The 22,536-nt window shown below is 71.2% G+C and carries 17 protein-coding genes; 15 read left to right on the forward strand and 2 right to left on the reverse strand.

From position 1 onward, the window contains the following. Window positions 1-19: 19 nt before the first annotated feature. The 6 genes from AC1DPN_RS15945 to AC1DPN_RS15970 all read left to right on the forward strand — a co-directional run bounded on the left by AC1DPN_RS15945 (window position 20) and on the right by AC1DPN_RS15970 (window position 7,984). Window positions 20-799, forward strand: a complete 780-nt coding sequence (locus AC1DPN_RS15945; RefSeq protein ID WP_477085747.1) for an ABC transporter permease — start codon at window positions 20-22, stop codon at window positions 797-799. Between the two features lie 89 nt (window positions 800-888). Further along, window positions 889-2,055, forward strand: a complete 1,167-nt coding sequence (locus AC1DPN_RS15950) for an ABC transporter substrate-binding protein (protein WP_477085748.1) — start codon at window positions 889-891, stop codon at window positions 2,053-2,055. 95 nt (window positions 2,056-2,150) lie between these two features. After that, complete coding sequence (locus tag AC1DPN_RS15955; RefSeq protein WP_477085749.1) at window positions 2,151-3,467, forward strand: aminotransferase class III-fold pyridoxal phosphate-dependent enzyme; 1,317 nt, start codon at window positions 2,151-2,153, stop codon at window positions 3,465-3,467. A 39-nt stretch (window positions 3,468-3,506) separates the two neighbouring features. After that, window positions 3,507-4,265, forward strand: coding sequence for an SDR family oxidoreductase (locus tag AC1DPN_RS15960; RefSeq protein ID WP_477085750.1), 759 nt, complete (start codon window positions 3,507-3,509; stop codon window positions 4,263-4,265). Window positions 4,266-4,355: 90 nt separating this feature from the next. After that, window positions 4,356-6,176 carry an ABC transporter ATP-binding protein gene (locus AC1DPN_RS15965; protein ID WP_477085751.1) on the forward strand — a complete coding sequence of 607 codons (1,821 nt, stop codon included), beginning with the start codon at window positions 4,356-4,358 and terminating at the stop codon, window positions 6,174-6,176. Beyond that, window positions 6,173-7,984: an ABC transporter ATP-binding protein gene (locus AC1DPN_RS15970; protein WP_477085752.1), complete on the forward strand. Its 1,812-nt coding sequence runs from the start codon at window positions 6,173-6,175 to the stop codon at window positions 7,982-7,984. The genes AC1DPN_RS15965 and AC1DPN_RS15970 overlap by 4 nt, the downstream gene beginning before the upstream one ends. A gap of 43 nt (window positions 7,985-8,027) precedes the next feature. Here AC1DPN_RS15970 and AC1DPN_RS15975 read toward each other — a convergent pair whose 3' ends face one another. Beyond that, window positions 8,028-8,783 carry a MerR family transcriptional regulator gene (locus tag AC1DPN_RS15975; protein WP_477085753.1) on the reverse strand — a complete coding sequence of 252 codons (756 nt, stop codon included), beginning with the start codon at window positions 8,781-8,783 and terminating at the stop codon, window positions 8,028-8,030. A gap of 196 nt (window positions 8,784-8,979) precedes the next feature. Between AC1DPN_RS15975 and AC1DPN_RS15980 the strand changes: the two genes are divergently transcribed. Continuing rightward, a complete protein-coding gene (locus AC1DPN_RS15980; protein WP_477085754.1) occupies window positions 8,980-11,340 on the forward strand; it encodes a LamG-like jellyroll fold domain-containing protein in 2,361 nt (786 codons plus the stop codon). Window positions 11,341-11,388: 48 nt separating this feature from the next. Here the strand turns inward: AC1DPN_RS15980 and AC1DPN_RS15985 are convergent, their stop codons facing one another. Then, on the reverse strand, window positions 11,389-12,054 hold the full coding sequence (locus tag AC1DPN_RS15985) for an HAD hydrolase-like protein (RefSeq protein WP_477085755.1): 666 nt from the start codon (window positions 12,052-12,054) through the stop codon (window positions 11,389-11,391). A 54-nt stretch (window positions 12,055-12,108) separates the two neighbouring features. Between AC1DPN_RS15985 and AC1DPN_RS15990 the strand changes: the two genes are divergently transcribed. From AC1DPN_RS15990 to AC1DPN_RS16025, 8 genes are all read left to right on the forward strand, one after another. Then, a complete protein-coding gene (locus tag AC1DPN_RS15990; protein ID WP_477085756.1) occupies window positions 12,109-12,597 on the forward strand; it encodes a phosphoribosyltransferase in 489 nt (162 codons plus the stop codon). 271 nt (window positions 12,598-12,868) lie between these two features. Continuing rightward, window positions 12,869-16,063: an isoleucine--tRNA ligase gene (gene ileS / locus AC1DPN_RS15995; RefSeq protein WP_477085757.1), complete on the forward strand. Its 3,195-nt coding sequence runs from the start codon at window positions 12,869-12,871 to the stop codon at window positions 16,061-16,063. Continuing rightward, a complete protein-coding gene (locus AC1DPN_RS16000; protein ID WP_477085758.1) occupies window positions 16,060-17,439 on the forward strand; it encodes a bifunctional folylpolyglutamate synthase/dihydrofolate synthase in 1,380 nt (459 codons plus the stop codon). Before ileS ends, AC1DPN_RS16000 begins: the two co-directional genes overlap by 4 nt. 177 nt (window positions 17,440-17,616) lie before the next feature. Then, window positions 17,617-18,612 carry a dihydroxyacetone kinase subunit DhaK gene (dhaK, locus tag AC1DPN_RS16005; RefSeq protein ID WP_477085817.1) on the forward strand — a complete coding sequence of 332 codons (996 nt, stop codon included), beginning with the start codon at window positions 17,617-17,619 and terminating at the stop codon, window positions 18,610-18,612. Window positions 18,613-18,686: 74 nt separating this feature from the next. After that, entirely contained in the window at window positions 18,687-19,319 is a 633-nt protein-coding gene (gene dhaL / locus AC1DPN_RS16010) for a dihydroxyacetone kinase subunit DhaL (RefSeq protein WP_477085759.1), read from the forward strand. Next, on the forward strand, window positions 19,316-20,065 hold the full coding sequence (gene dhaM, locus AC1DPN_RS16015; RefSeq protein WP_477085760.1) for a dihydroxyacetone kinase phosphoryl donor subunit DhaM: 750 nt from the start codon (window positions 19,316-19,318) through the stop codon (window positions 20,063-20,065). The genes dhaL and dhaM overlap by 4 nt, the downstream gene beginning before the upstream one ends. Window positions 20,066-20,118: 53 nt before the next feature. Continuing rightward, window positions 20,119-20,742: a TetR/AcrR family transcriptional regulator gene (locus tag AC1DPN_RS16020; RefSeq protein ID WP_477085761.1), complete on the forward strand. Its 624-nt coding sequence runs from the start codon at window positions 20,119-20,121 to the stop codon at window positions 20,740-20,742. 80 nt (window positions 20,743-20,822) lie between these two features. Further along, complete coding sequence (locus AC1DPN_RS16025; protein WP_477085762.1) at window positions 20,823-22,532, forward strand: MDR family MFS transporter; 1,710 nt, start codon at window positions 20,823-20,825, stop codon at window positions 22,530-22,532. The last annotated feature ends 4 nt before the right edge of the window (window positions 22,533-22,536 follow it).

Here is a 22,536-nt window from a genome sequence, read left to right on the forward strand (position 1 = left end):
CCGTGCGGAGAGGGCCACGATGACGACGACCAGCAGCGCGCGGCGCCGCTCGACCGTCCGCTGGCTCGCGCCCGTCCTCCTGGGACTGGTCGCGCTCGCGCTCTGGCAGGCGTTCGTCGTGGGCGCGGGCATCAAGCCGTACCTCCTGCCGAGCCCGACCGCGATCGTCGACCAGCTCCGGCAGGTCGTCCCGCTGGTCTGGTCCGCGGCCGTCGCGACCGGTCTGAACGTCCTCGTCGGGCTCCTGGTCGGCGGGACCGCGGCGGTGCTCGCCGCGATCGTGGCCGCGCGCAGCCGGATGGTCGACTCGCTGATGTCGCCGACCGCGGCAGCCCTCTCGGTCATGCCGATCGTCGCGCTCGCACCCGCGCTGAACACGATGTTCGGCACGACGTCGACCACGCCACGGCGGCTCGTCGTCTCGGTCGTCGTCTTCGCGCCGATCTTCGTCAACACGCTGCGTGGCCTGCGTCAGGTCCAGCCGGTGCACCGCGACCTGCTGCGCGCCTACGCGGCCACGCCACGGCAGATCACGCGCACGGTCACGATCCCTGGCGCGCTGCCCTACTTCTTCACCGGTCTGCGCATCGCGTCGTCGACCGGTGTCATCGCGGCAGTCGTCGCCGAGTACTTCGGCGGCCTGCAGAACGGGCTCGGCTCACGGATCACGTCGGCCGCGTCCAACAGTGCCTACGCGCGGGCGTGGGCGTTCGTGCTCGGGGCGATCGTGCTCGGGCTCGTCTTCTACCTGGCGACCCTCGCGCTCGAGCGCGCGGCGGCTCGTCGCACCGGGGGCTGAGCCCCCGAGAACACACACGTCCCGCCTGCCATCGACGCCAGGCCGGCCGATCGAGAAACGGTCCGAGGCAGCCAACGAAAGGGATGACGATGAGACACACCAGACGTACGGCGTGGAGCGTGACGGGGGCCGCCACCGTCGTTTTCATGCTCGCTCTGTCCGGGTGCGGCGGCAGCGACGACGGCAACAGCCCCGAGGCGAGCTCGGACATGTCCGTCGACCCGCTGACGCCCGTCAAGCTGCAGCTGCAGTGGTTCACCCAGGCGCAGTTCGCCGGCTACTACGCGGCCCTCGACCAGGGCTACTACGCCGACGAGGGCCTCGACGTGCAGATCCTCGAGGGCGGCGTCGACATCGTGCCGCAGTCGGTCCTCGCGGACGGCACGGTCGACTACGCGATCGCGTGGGTGCCCAAGGCGCTCGCGTCGCGCGAGCAGGGCGCGGAGATCACCGACGTCGCCCAGATCTTCCAGAAGTCGGGAACGCTCCAGGTCTCGTTCAAGGACAAGGACATCACCACCGCGGCCGACCTGGCCGGCAAGAAGGTGGGCAACTGGGGCTACGGCAACGAGTTCGAGCTGTTCGCGGGCATGACGAAGGCGGACCTCGACCCGGCGACCGACGTGACGCTCGTGCAGCAGCAGTTCGACATGAACGCGCTGCTGGGTAACGAGATCGACGCCGCCCAGGCCATGACCTACAACGAGTACGCACAGCTGCTCGAGTCCACCAACCCGGCCACGGGCGAGCTGTACACGGCCGACGACTTCAACACGATCAACTGGAACGACGAAGGCACCGCGATGCTCCAGGACGCCATCTGGGCGAACTCGGCGAAGCTCGCCGACGACGAGGAGTACCAGGCGACCACCGAGAAGTTCATCAAGGCCAGCCTCAAGGGCTGGATCTTCGCGCGTGACAACCCTGAGAAGGCGCGCGACATCGTCGTCGCCCAGGGCTCGCAGCTGGGCAACAGCCACCAGCTGTGGCAGACGAACGAGATCAACAAGCTGATCTGGCCCTCGCCGGACGGCATCGGCATGATCGACAAGACCGCATGGGACCAGACGGTCGACATCGCGCTGAACACCAAGAACGACCAGGGCGCCACCGTCATCACGACGGACCCGAGCGAGGACTCGTACACCAACGAGTACGTGGAGAAGGCGCTCGCAGCGCTCAAGGACGAGGGTGTCGACGTGACCGGTGCGGACTTCGCGCCGATCGACGTCACACTGGAGGCCGGAGGAAACTAGCGCGGAGGCAACTAGCGCGGCAACTGAGGCGTCCGTGGGTGGTGGTCGGCGACGGCCACCACCCACGCCGCACACGACGAAGGAGTGGGCTCGACATGACCTCGCAGGACGGCGCCATCGCGCTCCAGCTCGACCGTGACCACGTCTTCCACTCGTGGTCCGCGCAGGCGCACCTCGCCCCGCTCGTGATCGCGGGGGGACTGGCGTCGACCGTCTGGGACCACGACGGCCGGCAGTACCTCGACTTCTCGAGCCAGCTGGTCAACGTCAACATCGGGCACCAGCACCCGCGCGTGGTCGCCGCGATCCAGGAGCAGGCGGCGACGCTGACGACGATCGCGCCGGCGACCGCCAACCTCACGCGGGGCCAGGCGGCGCAGCGCATCCTGTCGCACGCGCCCGACGGCTTCTCGTCCGTGTTCTTCACCAACGGCGGCGCCGACGCCAACGAGAACGCGATCCGCATGGCCCGCCTGCACACGGGCCGCGACAAGGTCGTGTCCGCGTACCGCTCGTACCACGGCAACACCGGCGCGGCCGTGGTCGCGACGGGGGACTGGCGCCGCGTGCCCAACGAGTTCGCGCGCGGCCACGTGCACCACTTCGGCCCCTTCCTGTACCGGTCCGAGTTCTGGGCGACCACGCCCGAGCAGGAGTCGGAGCGCGCACTGCACCACCTCGAGCGCGTGATCCAGGCGGAGGGCCCGAGCTCCGTCGCGGCGATCCTGCTGGAGACCATCCCCGGCACGGCGGGCGTCCTGGTGCCGCCGCCCGGCTACCTCGCGGGCGTGCGCGCGATCGCCGACCGGTACGGGATCCTGCTGATCCTCGACGAGGTCATGTGCGGGTTCGGCCGCACCGGCAACTGGTTCGCGTTCGACGCCTTCGACGTGCGCCCCGACCTCATCACCTTCGCCAAGGGAGTCAACTCCGGCTACGTGCCGGCGGGTGGCGTCATCATCAGCGAGCCGATCGCCAAGACGTTCGACGACGCGGTCTTCCCGGGCGGCCTGACCTACTCCGGGCACCCGCTCGCCATGGCGTCGATCGTCGCGACCCTGGACGCGATGGCCGACGAGGGCATCGTCGTGAACGCCGCCGCGATCGGTGCCGACGTGCTCGGCCCGGGCCTGGCCGCGATCGCGGAGCGGAACCCGATCGTCGGCGAGGTCCGCGGCCTGGGGGTCTTCTGGGCCGTCGAGCTCGTCAGCGACAAGTCGACGCACCAGCCGGTCGACGCGTCGGTGGTCGGCAAGGTCAAGGCGGCCGCGCTGTCCCGAGGGCTGCTGCCGTTCCTCGCCGACAACCGGGTGCACGTCGTCCCGCCGTGCGTCATCACCGCCGACGAGGCCACCCACGGCCTCGAGCTGCTCTCCGACGCGCTCGACGAGGTCGCGGCGACCGTCGCCTGACTCGTTCCACCCCTGCAGAGAACCTAGGAGCACCACCGCATGAGTTCCACCACGCCTCGTCGCGCCCTGGTCACGGGCGCGTCGTCCGGCATCGGCGCCGCCACCGTGCGACGCCTGCGCGCGGACGGCTGGGACGTCGTCGCGACGGCTCGCCGTGCCGACCGGCTCGACGCGCTCGCGAACGAGACCGGCGCCGACACGTTCGTCGCGGACGTGACCGACGACGCCGACGTCGCGCGGCTCGCGGCGCACGTCGCCGCCGGCGGTCCGCTCGACGCGGTCGTGAACAACGCGGGCGGCGCGTTCGGCCTGGACCCGGTCGAGAAGGCGGACATCGACCAGTGGCGGCGCATGTACGAGCTCAACGTGCTGGGCACCCTGCGCGTGACGCAGGCCGTGCTGCCGCAGCTGCGCGCCGACGGCGGGGGAGACGTGGTCGTCGTGACCTCGACCGCCGCCTACGGCGCGTACGAGGGCGGTGCGGGCTACACGGGCGCCAAGGCCGCCGAGCGGATGCTGGCCACGACGCTGCGCTGGGAGATCGTCGGCGAGCCGATCCGCGTGCTCGAGATCGCGCCCGGTGCTGTGGCGACCGACGAGTTCGCGCTCGTGCGGTTCGACGGCGACGAGGCCCGGGCCGCTGCGGTGTACGACGGCTACCGACCGCTCGTCGCCGACGACGTCGCCGACGCCATCGCGTGGACGCTGTCCCGGCCGCCGCACGTGAACATCGACCTGCTGGTCGTCCGTCCCGTCGCGCAGGCGAGCAACACGAAGATCGCCCGCACCACCGCGTGACCTGGCTGCCCGTCGAGGTGTGCGCGGTGCTTCGGCCGATTCCGTAGCACTCGAGTTCGCCAAAGCAGAATCGTTACGTAAGGTAACGATGTGCCCATCGCTCCACCGCCGAAGCCCCCGCCTGCCGCGTCGACCACCCGCGTGCTGCTCCAGCTCCGCCGTTGGGCCCGCCCCGCGCTGCCACGGATCGCCCTCGGGGGGCTGACGGCGCTCGGCGCGAGCCTGCTCGCCCTCGCCGTGCCGCAGGTGCTCCGCGTGATCGTGAACGGACCGCTGCTGAGCGAGGGCTCGACGCGTGGCGTCGTCCTCGGCGCGCTCGTGGTCCTCGTCCTCGGACTCCTCGAGGCCGCGCTCGTGTGGTGCCGGCGGGCACTGATCCTCACGCCCGGCACCGGCGTCGAACGGGACATGCGGACCGACCTGTTCCGCCACCTGCTCGACCAGCCGGTCGAGTTCCACGACCGCTGGCCGGGCGGTCAGCTGCTGTCGCGGATCATGTCGGACCTGTCGACGATCCGGCGCTGGACCGTGTTCGGGCTCGTGATGCTCCTGGTCAGCGCCACGACCGTCGTCGTCGGCGTCGCGCTGATGATCTGGACCAGCCCTGTGCTCGGTGTCGTGTACCTGGCCGGCGCCGTGCCGATGGTCTGGCTCGGCTTCCGCTTCCGGGAGGACTACAAGGTCGTCGCTCGCCGCGCGCGCGACCAGGCGGGCGACCTGGCGACGACCGTCGAGGAGTCGGTGCACGGCATCCGGGTGCTCAAGGCGTTCGGTCGCGGTCAGGACGCCCTCGACGACTTCGCACGGCAGGCCGACGAGCTGCGGACCACCGAGGTGCACAAGGCACGGACCCTGTCCCGGGTGTCGTTCGCCTTGGGGGCGATCCCGGAGGCGGTCCTCGCGATCTCGTTGGCCGTCGGCGTGACGCTCGCGGCGGACGACCGGATCAGCGTCGGAGCCCTGGTCGCGTTCTTCGCCACGGCCGCCGTCGTCAACGCCCCCGTAGAGCGCCTGGGCATGCTGCTCGCGATGACGCTCGACGCCCGAGCTGCGACCGAGCGCTACATGCAGGTGATCGACACGGCGTCGACCGTGCAGGACCCGGACCAGCCCCTCGAGCTGCCGCACGCCCCCGCGGGCTCGGTCGTCGAGCTGGTCGGCGTCGGCTTCGCGCACCCCGGCACGTCGGGCACCGCGGTGCTCGACGGCGTCGACCTGCGCCTCGAGCCTGGGGAGACCCTGGCGCTCGTCGGCCTGACGGGGAGCGGCAAGACGACGCTGCTGCAGCTGGTGCCCCGGCTCTACGACGTCACGGCGGGGTCGGTCCGGATCGACGGCGTCGACGTGCGCGACTTGACGCGCAACGACCTGCGCCGCGCCGTGTCGGTCGCGTTCGAGGACCCGATCCTGTTCTCCGCGTCGGTCCGGGAGAACGTCCTGCTCGGCACGGACCTGGACGGGCCGGAGGCGGACGCCCTCGTCGACGAGGCCCTCGCGGTCGCTCGTGCAGGGTTCGCGTACGGGCTGCCCGACGGCCTCGACACCGTGATCGGGGAGGAGGGGCTGAGCCTGTCCGGCGGTCAGCGTCAGCGCATCGCGCTGGCCCGGGCGATCGCGGTCCGGCCCCGCGTGCTCGTCCTGGACGACCCGCTGTCGGCGCTCGACGTGACGACCGAGGCTGCAGTCACCGCACGGCTGCGGGCGATGCTCACCGGCACGACGACGCTCGTCGTCGCGCACCGACCGTCGACGGTCGCGCTCGCCGACCGGGTCGCGGTCCTCGAGGGCGGCCGCATCACGGGCGTCGGCAAGCACACCGAGCTGCTCGCGACGCACCCGCACTACCGCTACGTGCTCACGGCGCTCTCCGAGCAGGACGAGATCCAGCCCGAGCTGGAGGTGCAGCGATGAGCGACGCCGAGTCCCGCGACGACACCCCCACGCGCACCGAGTCGCGTCGGCTCCGCCGCCGTTCGCTCGCCCTGCTCGGCTCGCTCGTCCACCCGGTCGCCGGTGCAGCGCGGTGGACGGCGGCGCTCGTCGTCGGCTCCCAGGTCGCCGCTGTCGCCGGGCCGGCGCTGGTCGCCTACGGCATCGACCGCGCGCTCCCGGCGCTGCGCGGCGGCGACCCCGTGCCGCTCATGCTGGCCTCCGGCGCGTATCTCGTGGCCGCCCTCCTGGGTGGCGTGCTCACCGCCGCGACCGTCCGCGCGTCGGCGCGGGTCAGCCAGACGATGCTGCTCGACCTTCGGCGCAGGGTGTTCCGCCACACGCAGCGGCTCAGTCTCGAGTTCCACGAGAGCTACACGTCCGGGCGGATCATCTCTCGGCAGACGTCCGACGTGGAGGCGCTTCGCGAGCTGCTCGACGGCGGGGTGACCACGCTCGCCACGGGCGTGCTGGCGATGGTGCTGACCGCGGCGTCGCTCGTGCTGCTCGACTGGCGCAGCGGGCTGGTGCTCCTCGTCGCTGTCGTGCCCGGCATCCTGCTGACCCGCTGGTTCCAGAGGCGCTCGCAGGTGCAGTACCGCAAGAACCGCACCGCGGTGGCCCGGCTGATCGTCCGGTTCGTCGAGACGATGACCGGCATCCGCGCGGTCCAGGCGTTCCGTCGGGAGCGGGACGTGGAGTCCGTCTACGGCGAGCTTGCCGAGACGTATCGGGGCACGACCGCGGAGGCGATCCGGCTGAACGGGGTGTTCGACACCGGCCTCGTGCTGATCGGGAACGTCACGGTCGCGACCGTCCTGCTGGTGGGTGGCCTGCGTGCCCTGGACGGCGGTATCGAGGTCGGTGTGCTCGTCGCGTCCGTGCTCTATGCACGGCGGTTCTTCGTCCCGCTCGCGCAGATCGGCATGTTCTACAACTCGTTCCAGTCGGCCACGGCGGCGCTCGAGAAGCTCGCCGACCTGCTGGCCGAGGAGCCGACGGTGCCGGAGCCGACGCACCCCGAGAGTCTCGCGCAGGCGCGGGGCGACGTCAGGTTCGACGGTGTCGAGTTCGGCTACGGCTCGGGTCCCACGGTCCTGCCGCACGTGGACCTGCACGTGCCCGCCGGACAGTCGGTGGCGCTCGTCGGGGAGACGGGCGCCGGCAAGTCGACGGTCGCCAAGCTCCTCGCGCGGTTCTACGACGTGCGCGCGGGATCGGTGCGGCTCGACGGTCTGGACCTGCGCACGATCGACCCGACCGACCTGCGGCGCGCGGTCGTCATGGTGACGCAGGAGGCGTACCTCTTCTCGGGCTCGATCGGTGCGAACATCGCGCTCGGCAGGCCGGGGGCGTCGCGTGGCGAGATCGAGGCGGCGGCACGGGCCGTCGGCGTGCACGACCTCATCACGTCGATGCCGGACGGGTACGACACCGAGGTGGACAAGCGCGGCGTGCGCCTCTCGGCGGGCCAGCGTCAGCTCGTCTCGTTCGCTCGCGCGTTCCTCGCGGACCCGGCCCTGCTGATCCTCGACGAGGCGACCAGCTCGCTCGACGTGCCGGGGGAGGCCCTGGTGCAGGAAGGTCTGGCGACCCTGCTCGCCGACCGCACCTCTGTCGTCATCGCGCACCGGCTCTCGACGGTGATGGGCGTCGACCGGGTGCTGGTGGTCGACGGCGGTCGTGTCGTCGAGGACGGGTCACCGGCGGACCTCGTGGCGAGCGGCGGCCGCTTCGCCGAGCTGCACGCGGACTGGCAGCGCTCGCTCGAGCACTCGACGTCCGGCTGACGACGACCTGCACCGACGTTCGGGCCGGGTCGTCGTCAGCCGGTCAGAGGTGCCGGGCCGCGTACTCGTGCAGGGCGTCCCGCACGAACGTCGCGCCCTCGATGCCCCCGTAGCTCGCGGCGAACCGCTCGTCGGCCACGTACATGTCGGCCAGCCCGAGCACGTACTCGCGCACGGGCTCGCCGCCGTGCCCGGGGGTGCCGGGGATGCTCCCGAGCCACGCGACGTGGCGATGGGCGAGCGCCTGCGCGAGCTCACCCGCCGGGTCGTGCCCGGCCGTCGCGGCGTGCGCCCACTCGGTGGCGAGCTGGGCCGTCCGCGCCTTCCACGCGGACCGCTCGTCCTGCGTCATCGCACGCCACCAGGCGTCGCCCGTGGCGTACGCGTCGGCTCCCCAGCGTTGCGTGACCTCGTCCTTGTGGCTCGTGTGGTCGAACCCGTCGAACATCTCGTCGGCCATGACCGGACCTCCTTGCTCTCGTGCGGTGATGGTGGCCTCGACCGCGGTGATCTGGCGGTCGAGGCGGTGCTGCTCGGTGCGCAGCCAGTCCAGGTGGCGACGCAGGGCCGTCGTCTCGTCGTGCTCGCTGTCGAGCACACGGGCGATGTCGGGCAGGCCCAGGCCCAGGTCGCGCAGCAGCAGGATGCGCTGCAGCCGGACGAGCGCGTCGTCGTCGTACCAACGCGTCCCGGCGTTCGCGACGCGGCTCGGGACGAGCAGCCCGATGGCGTCGTAGTGCCGCAGCGCGCGGCTCGTCGTGCCCGTCAGACGGGCGATCTCCTGGATCGATGCCTCCATGACGTCGACAGTACGAGTTGACGCCGCGTCAACGTCAAGTCGTGGCGAAGCAGGCACACGCGGACGTTGTTCTACAACGATGTACAAACCGTGCACAACGTTGTAGATTTCCAGCCGGCGAGCCGTCGCGGCAGCCGCGTTCGGACGCCGCGTCGGGCGCCGTGTCCTGCGTCCGACGTCGCACCCAGGAGTCCTCATGGCCCGTCGCCCCGTGCGTGCCGCCCTCGCGGCCGCCTTCGTCCTCGTGCTCGCCACCGCGATCGCCCCCAACGCCCAGGCGCACCGCCGACCCGCCGAGCCGCCGCCACCGACCTTCCAGGACGTGTCGGTGCACGACCCGTCGGTCGTCGTCTCCGACGACGACATCTGGGTGTTCGGCAGCCACCTGGCGGCTGCCCGCACCGACGACCTCATGTCGTGGGAGAAGGTCGCGGACGGTGCGAACGCCGACAACCCGCTGTTCGACGACGTGCGCGAGAACCTGCGCGAGACGTTCGACTGGGCCCAGACCGACACGCTGTGGGCGGCCGACGTCATCCAGCTGCCCGACGGGCGCTTCGCCATGTACTACAACGCGTGCAAGGGCGACTCACCGCGCTCCGCGATGGGCGTCGCGACCAGCGACGACGTCGACGGCCCGTACGTGGACCAGGGGATCATCCTGCGCTCCGGCATGTGGGACCAGCCGTCGGAGGACGGCACGATCTACGACGCCCGGGTGCACCCGAACGTCGTCGACCCCGACGCGTTCGTCGACGCCCGCGGGCGCTGGTGGCTCGTGTACGGCTCGTACTCGGGCGGCATCTTCATCCTGCGCCTCGACAAGACGACCGGCCTGCCCGTCCCCGGCCAGGGCTACGGCAAGCACCTGGTCGGCGGCAACCACAGCCGCATCGAGGGCCCGACCGTCATGTACGACCCCGCGACGCGGTACTACTACCTGTTCCTGTCCTTCGGTGGCCTGACCGCCGACGGCGGCTACAACGTGCGGGTCGCGCGCTCGAAGAACCCGGACGGGCCGTACCTCGACGCCGCCGGCAACGACATGTCGAACGTCAAGGCCGACCCGACGCTCCCGTTGTTCGACGACGCCTCCATCGAACCGTTCGGCACCAAGATCCTGGGCAACCACCTGTTCGCGCGCGAGGTCGGCGACCCCGGCACCGGCCCCGGCACGGGGTACCTCTCGCCGGGTCACAACAGCTGGTACCGCGACCCGACGACGGGTGAGATGTTCCTCGTCTTCCACGCCCGGTTCCCCGAGCGCGGCGAGTACCACGAGGTCCGCGTGCACCAGATGTGGATGAACGCGCAGGGCTGGCCGGTGCTCGACCCGTACCGGTTCGGCGGTGGCGACGACCGGAGCATCGAGCAGAGTGACGTGGCGGGCGAGTACGCGCTGGTCGCGCACGACAAGGCGCTCACGGCGGACCCCCGCCGAGCCACGTCCGTCACGCTGGCGTCGAACGGCACGGTCTCCGGTGCGCTCACCGGCCGATGGTCGCTGCAGGGCAAGAACCAGGCTCGGATCGACGTCGGCGGGACGCGCTACGACGGCGTCTTCGCGCGGTCCTGGCAGCCGGACCTCGCGAGATGGGTCGTCACGTTCAGCGTGCTCTCCCGCGACGGCGTCACGCTGTGGGGCAGCCCGATCCCGCCGATGTCTGCCCGTCAGGCGGCCGACGCGGTCGTCGCGGACCTCGACCTCGGTGACACGTCGGGCGTCGTCGCCGACCTCACGCTCCCGACGACGGGGACGCACGGCACGACGATCACGTGGGCGACCTCCGACGCCGCCGTGGTGTCCGACACCGGTGAGGTGACGCGTCCCGAGGCCGGCGCAGGCGATGCGCACGTCACGCTCACCGCGCGGGTGGTCAACGGCACGGTCGTCCGCACCGCCACGTTCGGCGTCGTCGTGCTGCAGCGGGTCGCGGGCGGAGTCGTCGGCTCCTGGTCGTTCGAGGGGGACCTCGTCGACGGGACCGGCACGCACGCCCCGGCGACGACCACGGGGCCGCGGCTCGACCAGCCAGGTGGCCAGGTGACGTTCGTGGACGGCGTGCACGGCCAGGCGGTGCACCTCGACGGCACGTCCGGGGTCCGGCTGCCCGACGGTCTCGTCTCCGGGACGACGTACTCGGCCGCGATGTGGCTCCGCCCAGAGGCGCTGACGCAGTTCACGACCGCGTTCTTCGCGGCCCGTGACGGCGACCACTGGCTGAGCGTGGTCCCGTACGGGCACGGCGGCGTCGGGGGCGACACGATGCTCTGGTCGGGCTCGCAGTGGTACGACGCCGGCACCGGGACGCAGATCCCGGCGGGCGAGTGGAGCCACGTCGCGGTCACGGTCGACGGCGGGGACGTCGTCGTCTACGTCGACGGCGCGGCGGCGTTCACGGGGACGGCCTTCCCGGACGTCCTGACGACCACGAACGGCGTCTTCGCGCTGGGCGTCAACTGGTGGGACACGCCGTTCCAGGGCGACGTGGACGACGTGTCGGTCTGGAGCTCGACGCTCACCGCCGCACAGGTCGCCGCGCTCGCGACGCCCTGACACGGCAAGGGTCGTCACGCCTGCCTGGCGTGACGACCCTCGCCGTGCTCACGGCCGACGGGTCGCCATGACGTGCAGGTACCGCAGAACCTCGCTGCTCAGGTCCGCGACGTCGTCGACGAGCGCAACGGCGCCGGCGGCCAGCAGCTCGCCGTCGGCGGCGTAGCCCCACGTCACGCCGATCGTCTCGACGCCGCAGGCGCGCGCGCCGTGCACGTCGTGCTCACGGTCGCCCACCATGACCACCGGTGCGGCGTCCGGGAACGCGGCCAGTGCCGCGGCGACGACGTCCGCCTTCGAGGAGGTCTCGAGCGGGGCACCGAAGATCCCGTCGACCCGGGTCGTGATCCCGAACGCCTCGCAGATCGGGTGCGCGAACACCTCGGGCTTCGACGTCGCGACGGCAAGGAGCACACCCGCGGCGCGGAGCTCGTCGAGGACGTCGTCGATCCCGTCGAACACGGCGTTGTCGCTGATCATGCGCGTGACGAAGTCCGCGCGGTACGCCCGGACGGCCTCGTCGACCCGCGCGACGGGGACGCCGTGGGTCACGAAGCTGTCGGTGATAGGCGGACCGACGAACGACAGCAGCGCCTCGGCGTCCGGGACGTCGAGCCCCAGGGTGCGGTACGTGTGGGCCACCGAGGCCGTGATGCCGGGAGCCGAGTCCATCAGGGTGCCGTCGAGGTCGAGCAGGCACAGGGGTGTCGTCACGGGGACGAGTGTGCACGCAACCCGTCGGCAACGTGAGCGACCTACGCTGCGGGCATGACGACCGATCCGGCACGCGAGGTGCTGACCTGGGACCTGTTCGGCACGGCGGCCCGGGAGCTCGCGCAGGCGGTGGTCGACGACGGGTTCGTCCCGGACGTGGTCATCGCGGTCGCGCGCGGAGGGCTCCCGCCGGGTGGGGCGATCGCCTACGCGCTCGGCACCAAGGCGGTCGGCACGCTGAACGTCGAGTTCTACACCGGCGTCGACGAGCGGCTGCCGGACCCCGTCGTGCTCCCGCCGCTGCTCGACACCGACGCGATGAACGGGCTCAAGGCGCTGGTCGTCGACGACGTGGCCGACACGGGGGAGACCCTCGCGCTGGTGCAGAAGATCATGGCGCAGCACTGCGAAGAGGCGCGGACGGCGGTGCTGTACTCCAAGCCCCGCTCGATCGTCGAGCCGGACTACGTGTGGCGTCGCACCGACCGGTGGATCGTCTTCCCGTGGTCCGCCGAACCACCCGTGGTGGCCGCGCAGGCCTGAATCAGCGCGCAGCGGCTCGAGACTCTGGGCTACCCTGGGCGCACAGGCGTCGACCCGGCCATCACCGGCGAGCCTCCGGAAGAACAGACCTGGGCCGCGGCCCAGAAATGTCTCAGTAGAACCGGACGGGTAGGCCCGTCACAGCCCTCACGAAGTGGTCGACGTCCCTACCGGGAGGCCGGCAAGCGAGGTGGTACCGCGGTGGAGCCCGGCCGGTCCGGGTCCGATCGTCCTCGTAGCCGAGAGTGACGCACCACAGGAGATCCGTACGGTGGCCTACCCGCTGCACCGCCCCAACGCACCCGTTCCTGCCTCCCCGGACCTTCCGTCCCTGGAGAAGGACGTCCTGGCCCGCTGGGACTCCGACGGCACGTTCCAGGCGTCCATCGACGCGCGCCCGGCCGGCGAGAACGGCAGCAACGAGTACGTCTTCTACGACGGCCCGCCGTTCGCCAACGGCCTGCCGCACTACGGCCACCTGCTGACGGGGTACGCCAAGGACGTCGTGCCGCGCTACCAGACGATGCGCGGGCACCACGTCGAGCGCCGCTTCGGCTGGGACACGCACGGCCTGCCCGCCGAGCTCGAGGCGCAGCGGCTGCTCGGGATCACCGACACCTCGCAGATCGAGGAGATGGGGCTCGCGGCGTTCAACCAGGCGTGCCGCGAGTCGGTCCTGCGGTACACCGGCGAGTGGCGCGAGTACGTCACGCGGCAGGCGCGCTGGGTCGACTTCGACCACGACTACAAGACCCTCGACACCCCGTTCATGGAGTCGGTGATCTGGGCGTTCAAGCGCCTCTACGACAAGGGCCTCGCGTACGAGGGCTACCGCGTGCTGCCGTACTGCTGGCGCGACGAGACGCCGTTGTCCAACCACGAGCTGCGCATGGACGACGACGTCTACCAGTCCCGCCAGGACCCCGCGCTCACGGTCGGGCTCCGGCTCGAGACCGGCGAGCTCGCCCTGATCTGGACGACGACGCCGTGGACGCTGCCGAGCAACCTCGCGATCGCCGTCGGCCCGGACGTCGACTACGTGACCGTCGAGCCGGGACCGGGCTCCGCGCTCGAGGGCGAGCTCGTCGTGCTGGCCGCCGCGCGCGTCGGTGCCTACGCCAAGGAGCTCGGCGAGGCGACGGTCGTCGCGACCGTCAAGGGCCGCGAGCTCGCGGGCCGCCGGTACACGCCGCCGTTCGACTACTTCGCCGGCCACGAGAACGCGCACCAGGTCCTCCTCGGTGACTTCGTCACGACGGAGGACGGCTCGGGCATCGTCCACATGGCGCCCGCGTTCGGCGAGGACGACATGGTCGCGTGCGAGGCCGTGGGCATCGCGCCCGTGGTCCCCGTCGACTCGCGCGGCCGGTTCACCGCCGAGGTTCCGGACTACGTCGGCCAGCAGGTCTTCGACGCCAACAAGCCGATCACCGCGGACCTCAAGGCGGGCACCGGACCGCTCGCGCGGACGCCGCAGGACCAGCGCTCGGTCGTCGTGCGCCACGAGACGTACGAGCACTCCTACCCGCACTGCTGGCGCTGCCGGAACCCCCTGATCTACAAGGCGGTGTCCAGCTGGTTCGTGCGCGTCACCGAGTTCCGCGACCGCATGGTCGACCTCAACCAGGACATCTCCTGGATCCCGGACCACATCCAGGACGGGCAGTTCGGCAAGTGGCTGTCCAACGCGCGTGACTGGTCGATCAGCCGCAACCGCTACTGGGGCACGCCGATCCCGGTGTGGGTGAGCGACGACCCTGCGCACCCGCGCGTGGACGTGTACGGCTCGCTGGCCGAGCTGGAGGCGGACTTCGGCCGGGTCCCGACGAACGAGGTGGGCGAGCCCGACCTGCACCGACCGTTCATCGACGAGCTGACGCGCCCGAACCCGGACGACCCGACGGGTGCCTCGACGATGCGTCGCATCCCGGACGTGCTCGACGTGTGGTTCGACTCGGGGTCGATGCCGTTCGCCCAGGTGCACTACCCGTTCGAGAACGCCGACTGGTTCGAGCACCACTACCCGGGCGACTTCATCGTCGAGTACATCGGGCAGACGCGCGGCTGGTTCTACACGCTGCACGTGCTGGCCACGGCGATCTTCGACCGTCCGGCGTTCCGCAACGTGATGTGCCACGGCATCGTGCTGGGCGACGACGGCCGCAAGGCGTCCAAGAGCCTGCGCAACTTCCCTGACCCGGTCGAGATGTGGGACCTGTACGGCTCCGACGCGGTGCGCTGGTTCCTCATGTCGAGCTCGATCCTGCGCGGCGGCAACCTGATCGTCGGCGAGGAGGGCATCCGCGACGGCGTGCGCCAGGTGCTGCTCCCGCTGTGGAGCACGTACTACTTCTTCACGCTCTACGCGGGTGCTGCCGACTACACGGCCGAGCCGGTCGACGCGGAGCGTGCGGCGGGCCTCGCCCCGATGGACCGGTACGTGCTGTCGCGCACGGACGCCCTGGTCGCGACCGTGACGGCGCAGATGGACGCGTACGACATCGCGGCCGCCTGCGAGTCCGTCCGCGAGCACCTCGACGTGCTGACCAACTGGTACGTACGCACGCAGCGCGACCGGTTCTGGGCGGAGGACCCGGACGCGTTCGACACGCTCTGGACGTCGCTCGAGGTGCTGACCCGGGTCATGGCACCGCTCGCCCCGCTGGTCTCCGAGGAGGTCTGGCGCGGGCTCACCGGTGGGCGCAGCGTGCACCTGGCGGACTGGCCGACGGCCGGGGCGTCCGACGAGGCGCTCGTCGAGGCGATGGACCAGGTCCGCGCCGTGACGTCGACCGCGCTCGGGCTGCGCAAGGCCGCGAGCGTGCGAGTCCGCCAGCCGCTGCGCACCCTCACGGTGGCGGTCGACGACGCGGACGCGCTGGCGCCGTACACCGAGCTGCTCTCTGCGGAGCTGAACGTCAAGACGGTCGAGCTGGTGACCGCCGACGCGGGCGCGGCCGAGCGGTTCGGCATCACGCAGCGGCTCGCCGTGAACGCCCGTGCGGCAGGTCCGCGGCTCGGTCGCGGTGTTCAGGCGGTCATCCAGGCTGCGCGCGCCGGCGACTGGCAGGTCGTCGACGGCGGGGTCGTGGCCGGCGGTGTGGCCCTCGAACCCACGGAGTACGAGCTGACGACCGTGGTCGGGGAGGGCGGCGGCGCCGCTGCAGTGCTCCCGGGTGGCGGCTTCGTCGTGCTCGACCTCTCGCTCGACGAGGCGCTGCTCGCGGAGGGGTACGCCCGGGACGTCGTCCGGGCGGTCCAGGACGCCCGGAAGGCGGCGGGCCTGCAGGTGGGTGACCGCATCAAGCTCACGCTCGACGTGCCCTCGGAGCACCTGGCCGCCGTCGAGACGCACCGCGACACGATCGCCCGCGAGACGCTCGCCATCGCCGTCGAGGTCGAGAACGCGTCGCCGGAGCTGCGCGTGAGCGTCGTTGCCGTCGAGGGCGGGGGGTACGAGGCATGAGCAGCAGCGGAGCGGAGCACCTGCGCCGCGAGCAGGCGCGCGCGGCCCGTGTGGCCGCCGACGAGGTCTACCAGGCGATCCTCAGCCGCGCGCCCGAGCACGACATCGACCCGACGCTGGACCGTGTCCGCGCGGTCTGCGAGCTGCTCGGCGACCCGCAGAAGGCGTACCGCGTGGTGCACCTGACCGGCACCAACGGCAAGACGTCCACGTCGCGCATGGTCGAGCGCCTGCTGCGCGAGCACGGGCTGCGCACGGGCCGGTTCACCAGCCCGCACCTGTCGCGCGTCACGGAACGGATCGCGATCGACGGCGAGCCCCTCAGCGACGAGCGGTTCGTCGAGGTCTGGCAGGACGTCGCCCCCTACGTGCACCTCGTCGACCAGGGGTCCCTCGAGAAGGGCGAGCCTCGGCTGTCCTTCTTCGAGGTCTTCACGGTGATGGCGTTCGCGGCGTTCGCGGACGCCCCCGTGGACGTCGCCGTGATCGAGGTCGGGCTCGGCGGGAGCTGGGACTCCACCAACGTCGCCGACGGCGAGGTGTCGATCATCACCCCCATCGCGCTCGACCACGAGCGGTTCCTGGGGCACACGGTCGTCGAGATCGCCTCGGAGAAGTCCGGGATCATCAAGGACGGCGCCACGGTCGTGCTCGCCGAGCAGACCGAGGACGTCGAGGGCGTGCTGCTCGCGGTCGCCGCCGAGCACGGGGCGCGCGTCGTGCGCGAGGGCGTCGACATCCGCGTGGTCGAGCGGCAGGTCGCCGTGGGCGGCCAGCTGATCGCCCTGCAGGGGCTCGGTGGCACGTACACCGAGATCTTCCTGCCGCTGCACGGGCAGTTCCAGGCGCACAACGCGCTCCTGGCCCTCACGGCCGTCGAGGCGTTCATGACCGGCGGGCGTGCTCTCGACCCGGGCGTGGTCGAGGTCGCGTTCGCCGACATGGACTCGCCCGGCCGCCTCGAGGTGGTCCGCTCGAGCCCGACGATCCTCGTGGACGGTGCGCACAACCCCGCCGGCGCCGAGGCGCTGGTCGAGGCCGTGCAGGAGGCGTTCGACTTCGAGCGGCTCGTCGGCGTCGTCGGCGTGATGGCGGACAAAGACCCGGAGGGCATCCTGTCCGCCCTGGAGCCGCTGCTCGCCGAGGTGGTCGTCACGAGCGCGTCGACGGTCCGCGCGATGGACGCCGACGACCTGGCCGAGATCGCCATCGACATCTTCGGTGAGGACCGCGTGCACGTCGTCGAACGTCTCAATGACGCGATCGACACGGCCGTGCAGCGCGCCGAGAGCGAGGTCGAGCGCGGTGCCGGCGTCCTCGTCACCGGGTCGATCGTTCTCGTGGCCGAGGCCCGGATGCTGCTCGGTCGGCCCTGACCTGCGGTCACCCCTTCGAGTGTCCCTGCACGAACGTGCAGTGGTGGCGCACGTTCTCGCCTTGACGGCCCCGACCAGGACCCCAAGGGTGAACATGTCGGGACAAAGTGGTCGCCGGCAACGCTCTCGGAAGTGCGCGGTCGCCCACCGTGGGTGCCCGAAGGAGGGATGGCTGCAGTGAAGAAGCTCATCAACGACCCGCAGACCGTGGTGGCCGAATCGCTCGAGGGTTTCGCATCCGCACACGCTGACGTCGTCGCGGTGCACAGCGACCCGTGGTTCGTGACGCGGGCAGGCGGGGCCGTATCTGGAAAGGTCGGCCTGGTCAGCGGTGGAGGCAGCGGGCACGAGCCGTTGCACGGGGGCTTCGTCGGGCTCGGCATGCTGGACGCGGCCGTTCCTGGTGCCGTGTTCACCTCGCCGACGCCCGACCAGATCGCGCCCGCGATCCAGGCGGCCGACGCGGGCGCCGGCGTGCTCGCGATCGTCAAGAACTACACGGGCGACGTCCTGAACTTCGAGACCGCCGCCGAGCTCGCCGAGGCCGAGGGTGTCACCGTCCGCAGCGTCGTCGTGAACGACGACGTCGCCGTCGAGGACTCGCTGTGGACTGCCGGTCGTCGTGGCGTCGCGGGAACCGTCGCGGTCGAGAAGATCGCCGGCGCCGCTGCCGAGCGTGGCGACGACCTCGATGCGGTCACCGCGCTCGCGGAGAAGGTCATCGCGAACGTGCGGTCGATGGGCGTCGCGCTCACCGCCTGCACCGTCCCGCACGCCGGGAAGCCGAGCTTCGACCTTCCCGAGGACGAGATCGAGATCGGCATCGGGATCCACGGCGAGCCGGGTCGACGCCGCATCCCGCTGGCGGGCGCGGACGAGATCACCGAGATGCTGCTCACCCCGGTCGTCGAGGACCTGGGGCTGGCCTCCGGCGAGAGCGTGCTGCTGTTCGTCAACGGCATGGGTGGCACGCCTGCCTCCGAGCTCTACGTCGTCTATCGTCGGGCTCGCGCGTTGCTCGAGGAGCGTGGGGTCGTCGTGACCCGGTCGCTCGTCGGCAACTACGTGACATCTCTGGAGATGCAGGGAGCGTCGGTCACCGTGCTGCGGTTGGACGACGAGCTGACGGCCCTGTGGGACGCTCCGGTGCACACGACCGCGCTGCGCTGGTAGGCGCGGGGCAAGAACGTCACGTTGCGGGTACGGCGGGGGCCGCGGCTTCGGGAACTGTCGAGAGGAGCGTGGACATGACGTTGGACGTCGCGTGGGCGATCACCTGGGTGCGCCTGTCGGCGCAGACCGTCACCGAGTACCGATCAGAGCTCATCGAGCTCGACCGGCAGATCGGCGACGGGGACCACGGTGAGAATCTCTATCGTGGCTTCACCGCCGTGATCACGAAGCTCGATGCGCTCGAGGCGGAGCCGGCCGACATCGGCGAGGTGCTCAAGCTCGTCGCGACGACGCTCATGTCCACGGTCGGCGGTGCCGCAGGTCCGCTGTACGGAACGGCGTACCTGCGCGCCGCCAAGGCCACCGGCGTACCTGAGCTGGACAGCCACGGCGTCGTCGCCCTGCTCGAGGCCGGCCTCGAGGGCATCGTCGCGCGCGGCAAGGCGCACACGGGTGAGAAGACGATGGTCGACGCCTGGACGCCCGCCGTCGAGGCCGCCGTCGCCGCCGCGGACTCGGGCGCCACGCCGCCCGCAGTCCTCGAGGCCGCGGCGAAGGCGGCCGGCGACGGGGCCGAGGCGACGGTCGAGATGATCGCGACGAAGGGTCGTGCGAGCTACCTGGGTGAGCGATCGGCGCACCACATGGACCCGGGCGCGCGATCGACCGAGCTCCTCCTGCGTGCTGCCGCCCGGGCTGCCGAGTGAGCGAGGCGCCGACCGGGGCGGAGCTCGCGAACGTGCGTGCACGGGTCGCGCTCGTGCTCGTCTCGCACTCCCGCGCGCTCGCCGAGGGTGCGGCCGAGCTCGCCGGGCAGATGGCGCCCGGTGTCCTGATCCTGCCGGCCGGCGGCATGGACGACGGCGCCATCGGCACGAGCTACGACGCGATCGAGGCGGCGCTGACGACGGCGACGCAGGACGGCCGTGCGGCGGTCGTGCTGACCGACCTGGGATCGGCCGTGCTCACGGCAGAGGCGGTCCTGGACCTCGCCGAGCCGGAGCTGGTGGAGCGCGTGCTGCTCGCGGACGCCCCGTTCGTCGAGGGCGCCGTCGCGGCCGCGGTCACCGCGCACGGGGGAGCGGACCTGGTCGCCGTGCACGCGTCCGCCGTGGCGGCAGGCGGGATGTTCGCGGGGTCGGAGGGCGCCTCGACCGGTGGTCAGCCGTCTGCGGGCGGCGACGACGGTGTCGTGCGTGCGACGGTCACGGTGCGCAACCCGCTCGGGCTGCACGCACGGCCCGCGGCGGTACTCTCGCGGATGCTCGCGGCCTACGACGCCAAGGTGCAGGTCAACGGCGCCAACGGCGCGAGCGTGCTCGCCCTCATGAAGCTCGGCGCGACGCAGGGGCACGTGCTCGAGGTCGAGGCGGAGGGTGCACAGGCGGCCGACGCGGTGGCCGCACTGGTCGAGGCCGTCGAGGGCGGGTTCGGCGAGATCCCTGTGGCGTAACCCACACGCTCTGGGGCACGGAGAATCTTGCACGCTGTGTAAAGTTGCATCCCGTGCAGAACTCTACCCGTGACGATCCCCGTGGCCCTGGGCTGCGGGAGCGTCAGAAGGCGGCGCGCCGCGAGGCGCTGATCGACGCGACGCATCGGCTCGTCGCCGAGCACGGCCTCGACGCCGTGACGGTCGAGGCGATCTGCGACGAGGCGGGCGTCTCGACCAGGACGTTCTTCAACTACTTCGAGACGAAGGACGACGCCGTGCTGGGCCACACCCCGTGGCCCCTGGAGTCCGCCGCCGCCGACGAGTTCGTCGCGGGTGGCCCGACCGGTCACCTGCTCGACGACATGGAGACGCTCGCGGCCTCGTTCCTCCGTGACCCGCACCTGGACCACGCGCGGATGGCGCGGGCGTTCGAGCTGGCGGCCCACGAGCCGCGCCTGATCGCGCGCCACCTGGCCTGGCTCGAGAAGCACAAGGGGCAGCTCGGCGAGCTCGTCGAGAAGCGGCTCGGACCTGACACCACGACGTCGGGCTACTCGGCCCGGACGGTCTCGGCAGCGCTGATGTTCCTCGTGCACGCGACGTTCCTGCGTACCGAGTCCTCGCCTGCCGATGTGCCAGGGAGGGACCACCTTGCTGCGGTGGTCACCGAGCTGCGCGCGATCGTCTCCGACTGACCCGCACCCCCACACCCACCGCGTCCCACGGACGCGAGCACACAGTTGCCCGAACGCACCAACAGAACGAGGTTCCCCGCATGGCCATCGCCGCACCTGACGCCGAGGCGACAGACAAGCCGCTCATCGTCCTGACCCCCCGCACCGTCTGGCTCATCTTCGGTGCGCTCATGGCGGGCATGTTCATGTCGTCGCTCGACCAGTCGATCGTCGGCACCGCGATGCCCACGATCGTCGGCGAGCTCAACGGCGTCGAGCACCAGGGCTGGGTGGTGACCGCCTACATCCTGGCGATCGCGATCGTCATGCCCCTGTACGGCAAGTTCGGCGACCTCTGGGGCCGTCGCTGGCCCTTCCTCGTCGCGATCGGGCTCTTCACCGTGGCCTCCGCCGGCGCCGGGTTCGCCGACACGTTCGGGCAGCTCGTCTTCTGGCGGTTCCTGCAGGGCCTCGGCGGCGGCGGTCTGATGATCCTGTCGCAGGCGATCATCGCCGACATCGTGCCGGCCAAGGAGCGCGGCAAGTACATGGGCCCGATGGGCGCGCTCTTCGGCATCGCCGCCGTCATCGGCCCGCTGCTCGGTGGCCTGTTCACGCAGCACGCCGACTGGCGCTGGTGCTTCTGGATCAACATCCCGATCGGTGCCGCGGCGTTCGCGGTCGCGTGGTTCACGCTCAAGCTGCCGACGCACCGCTCCGGCAAGAAGATCGACGTCGCCGGCATCTTCTTCATGGTCGTCGCCACGTCGGGCCTGGTCCTGGCGACGAGCTGGGACAGCTGGACGGGCAACCGCGGCTACGACTGGTCCGACCCGGGGCTGCTGGCCCTCGTCGCGACCACCTTGTTCTCCATCGCTGCCTTCATCTTCGTCGAGCTCCGCGCACAGGAGCCGCTGCTCCCACTGCGCCTGTTCCGCAACCCGACCTTCACGATCGCCACAGCGATCGGCCTGATCCTCGGCATGGGCATGTTCTCCGCGATCGCGTTCCTGCCGACGTTCCTGCAGATGTCCACGGGCGCGGGCGTGACCGAGTCCGGGTTCCTCATGCTCCCGATGATGGTCGGCGTCATGATCACCGCCATCGGGTCGGGTATCGCGATCACCAGGACCGGTCGCTACAAGATCTTCCCGGTCGTCGGCCTCGCCATCACGGCCGGCGGTATCGCGTGGCTGACGCAGATCACGGGCGACATGTCGATGATCCTGTTCGGCGCGATGATCTTCGTCGTCGGTGCCGGCATGGGCCTCGTCATGCAGACGATCGTGCTCGCCGTGCAGAACTCGGTGGACCCGCACGAGATCGGCACCGCGACCAGCACGAACAACTTCTTCCGTGAGATCGGCGCGGCCGTCGGCACGGCGCTGTTCAGCACGCTGTTCACCACCAGGCTCGCGGACAACCTCACGGACGTGTTCGCGGACGCTCCTGCCGGGAGCGTCGACGGTGCTGCCGGCCTGACGCCGGCGGTCGTGCAGTCGCTCCCCGAGCCGTTCCGGACGGGTGTCGTCGACGCGTTCACGAACGCTCTCGCGCCGTCGTTCTGGTACCTCGTGCCGGTCGTGCTGGTCGGCTTCGTGCTGGCTCTCTTCCTGCGCGAGGTGAAGCTCTCCGACGTGGCCGGCATGGTCGCGCGCGGCGAGGCCCTGGCCGCCGACGGGTCGGGGACGGTCACCGACACGTTCGAGGGCTCCACGGTGCTCGACGAGCTGTCCGCCCCGGTCCACGCGGACATCCCGAGCCCGCACGGGGAGCCGGTCTCGGATGTCGAGGCCCCAGCCCGCCGGTAGCCTC

The organism is Cellulomonas sp. P4_H4, assembly GCF_056400865.1.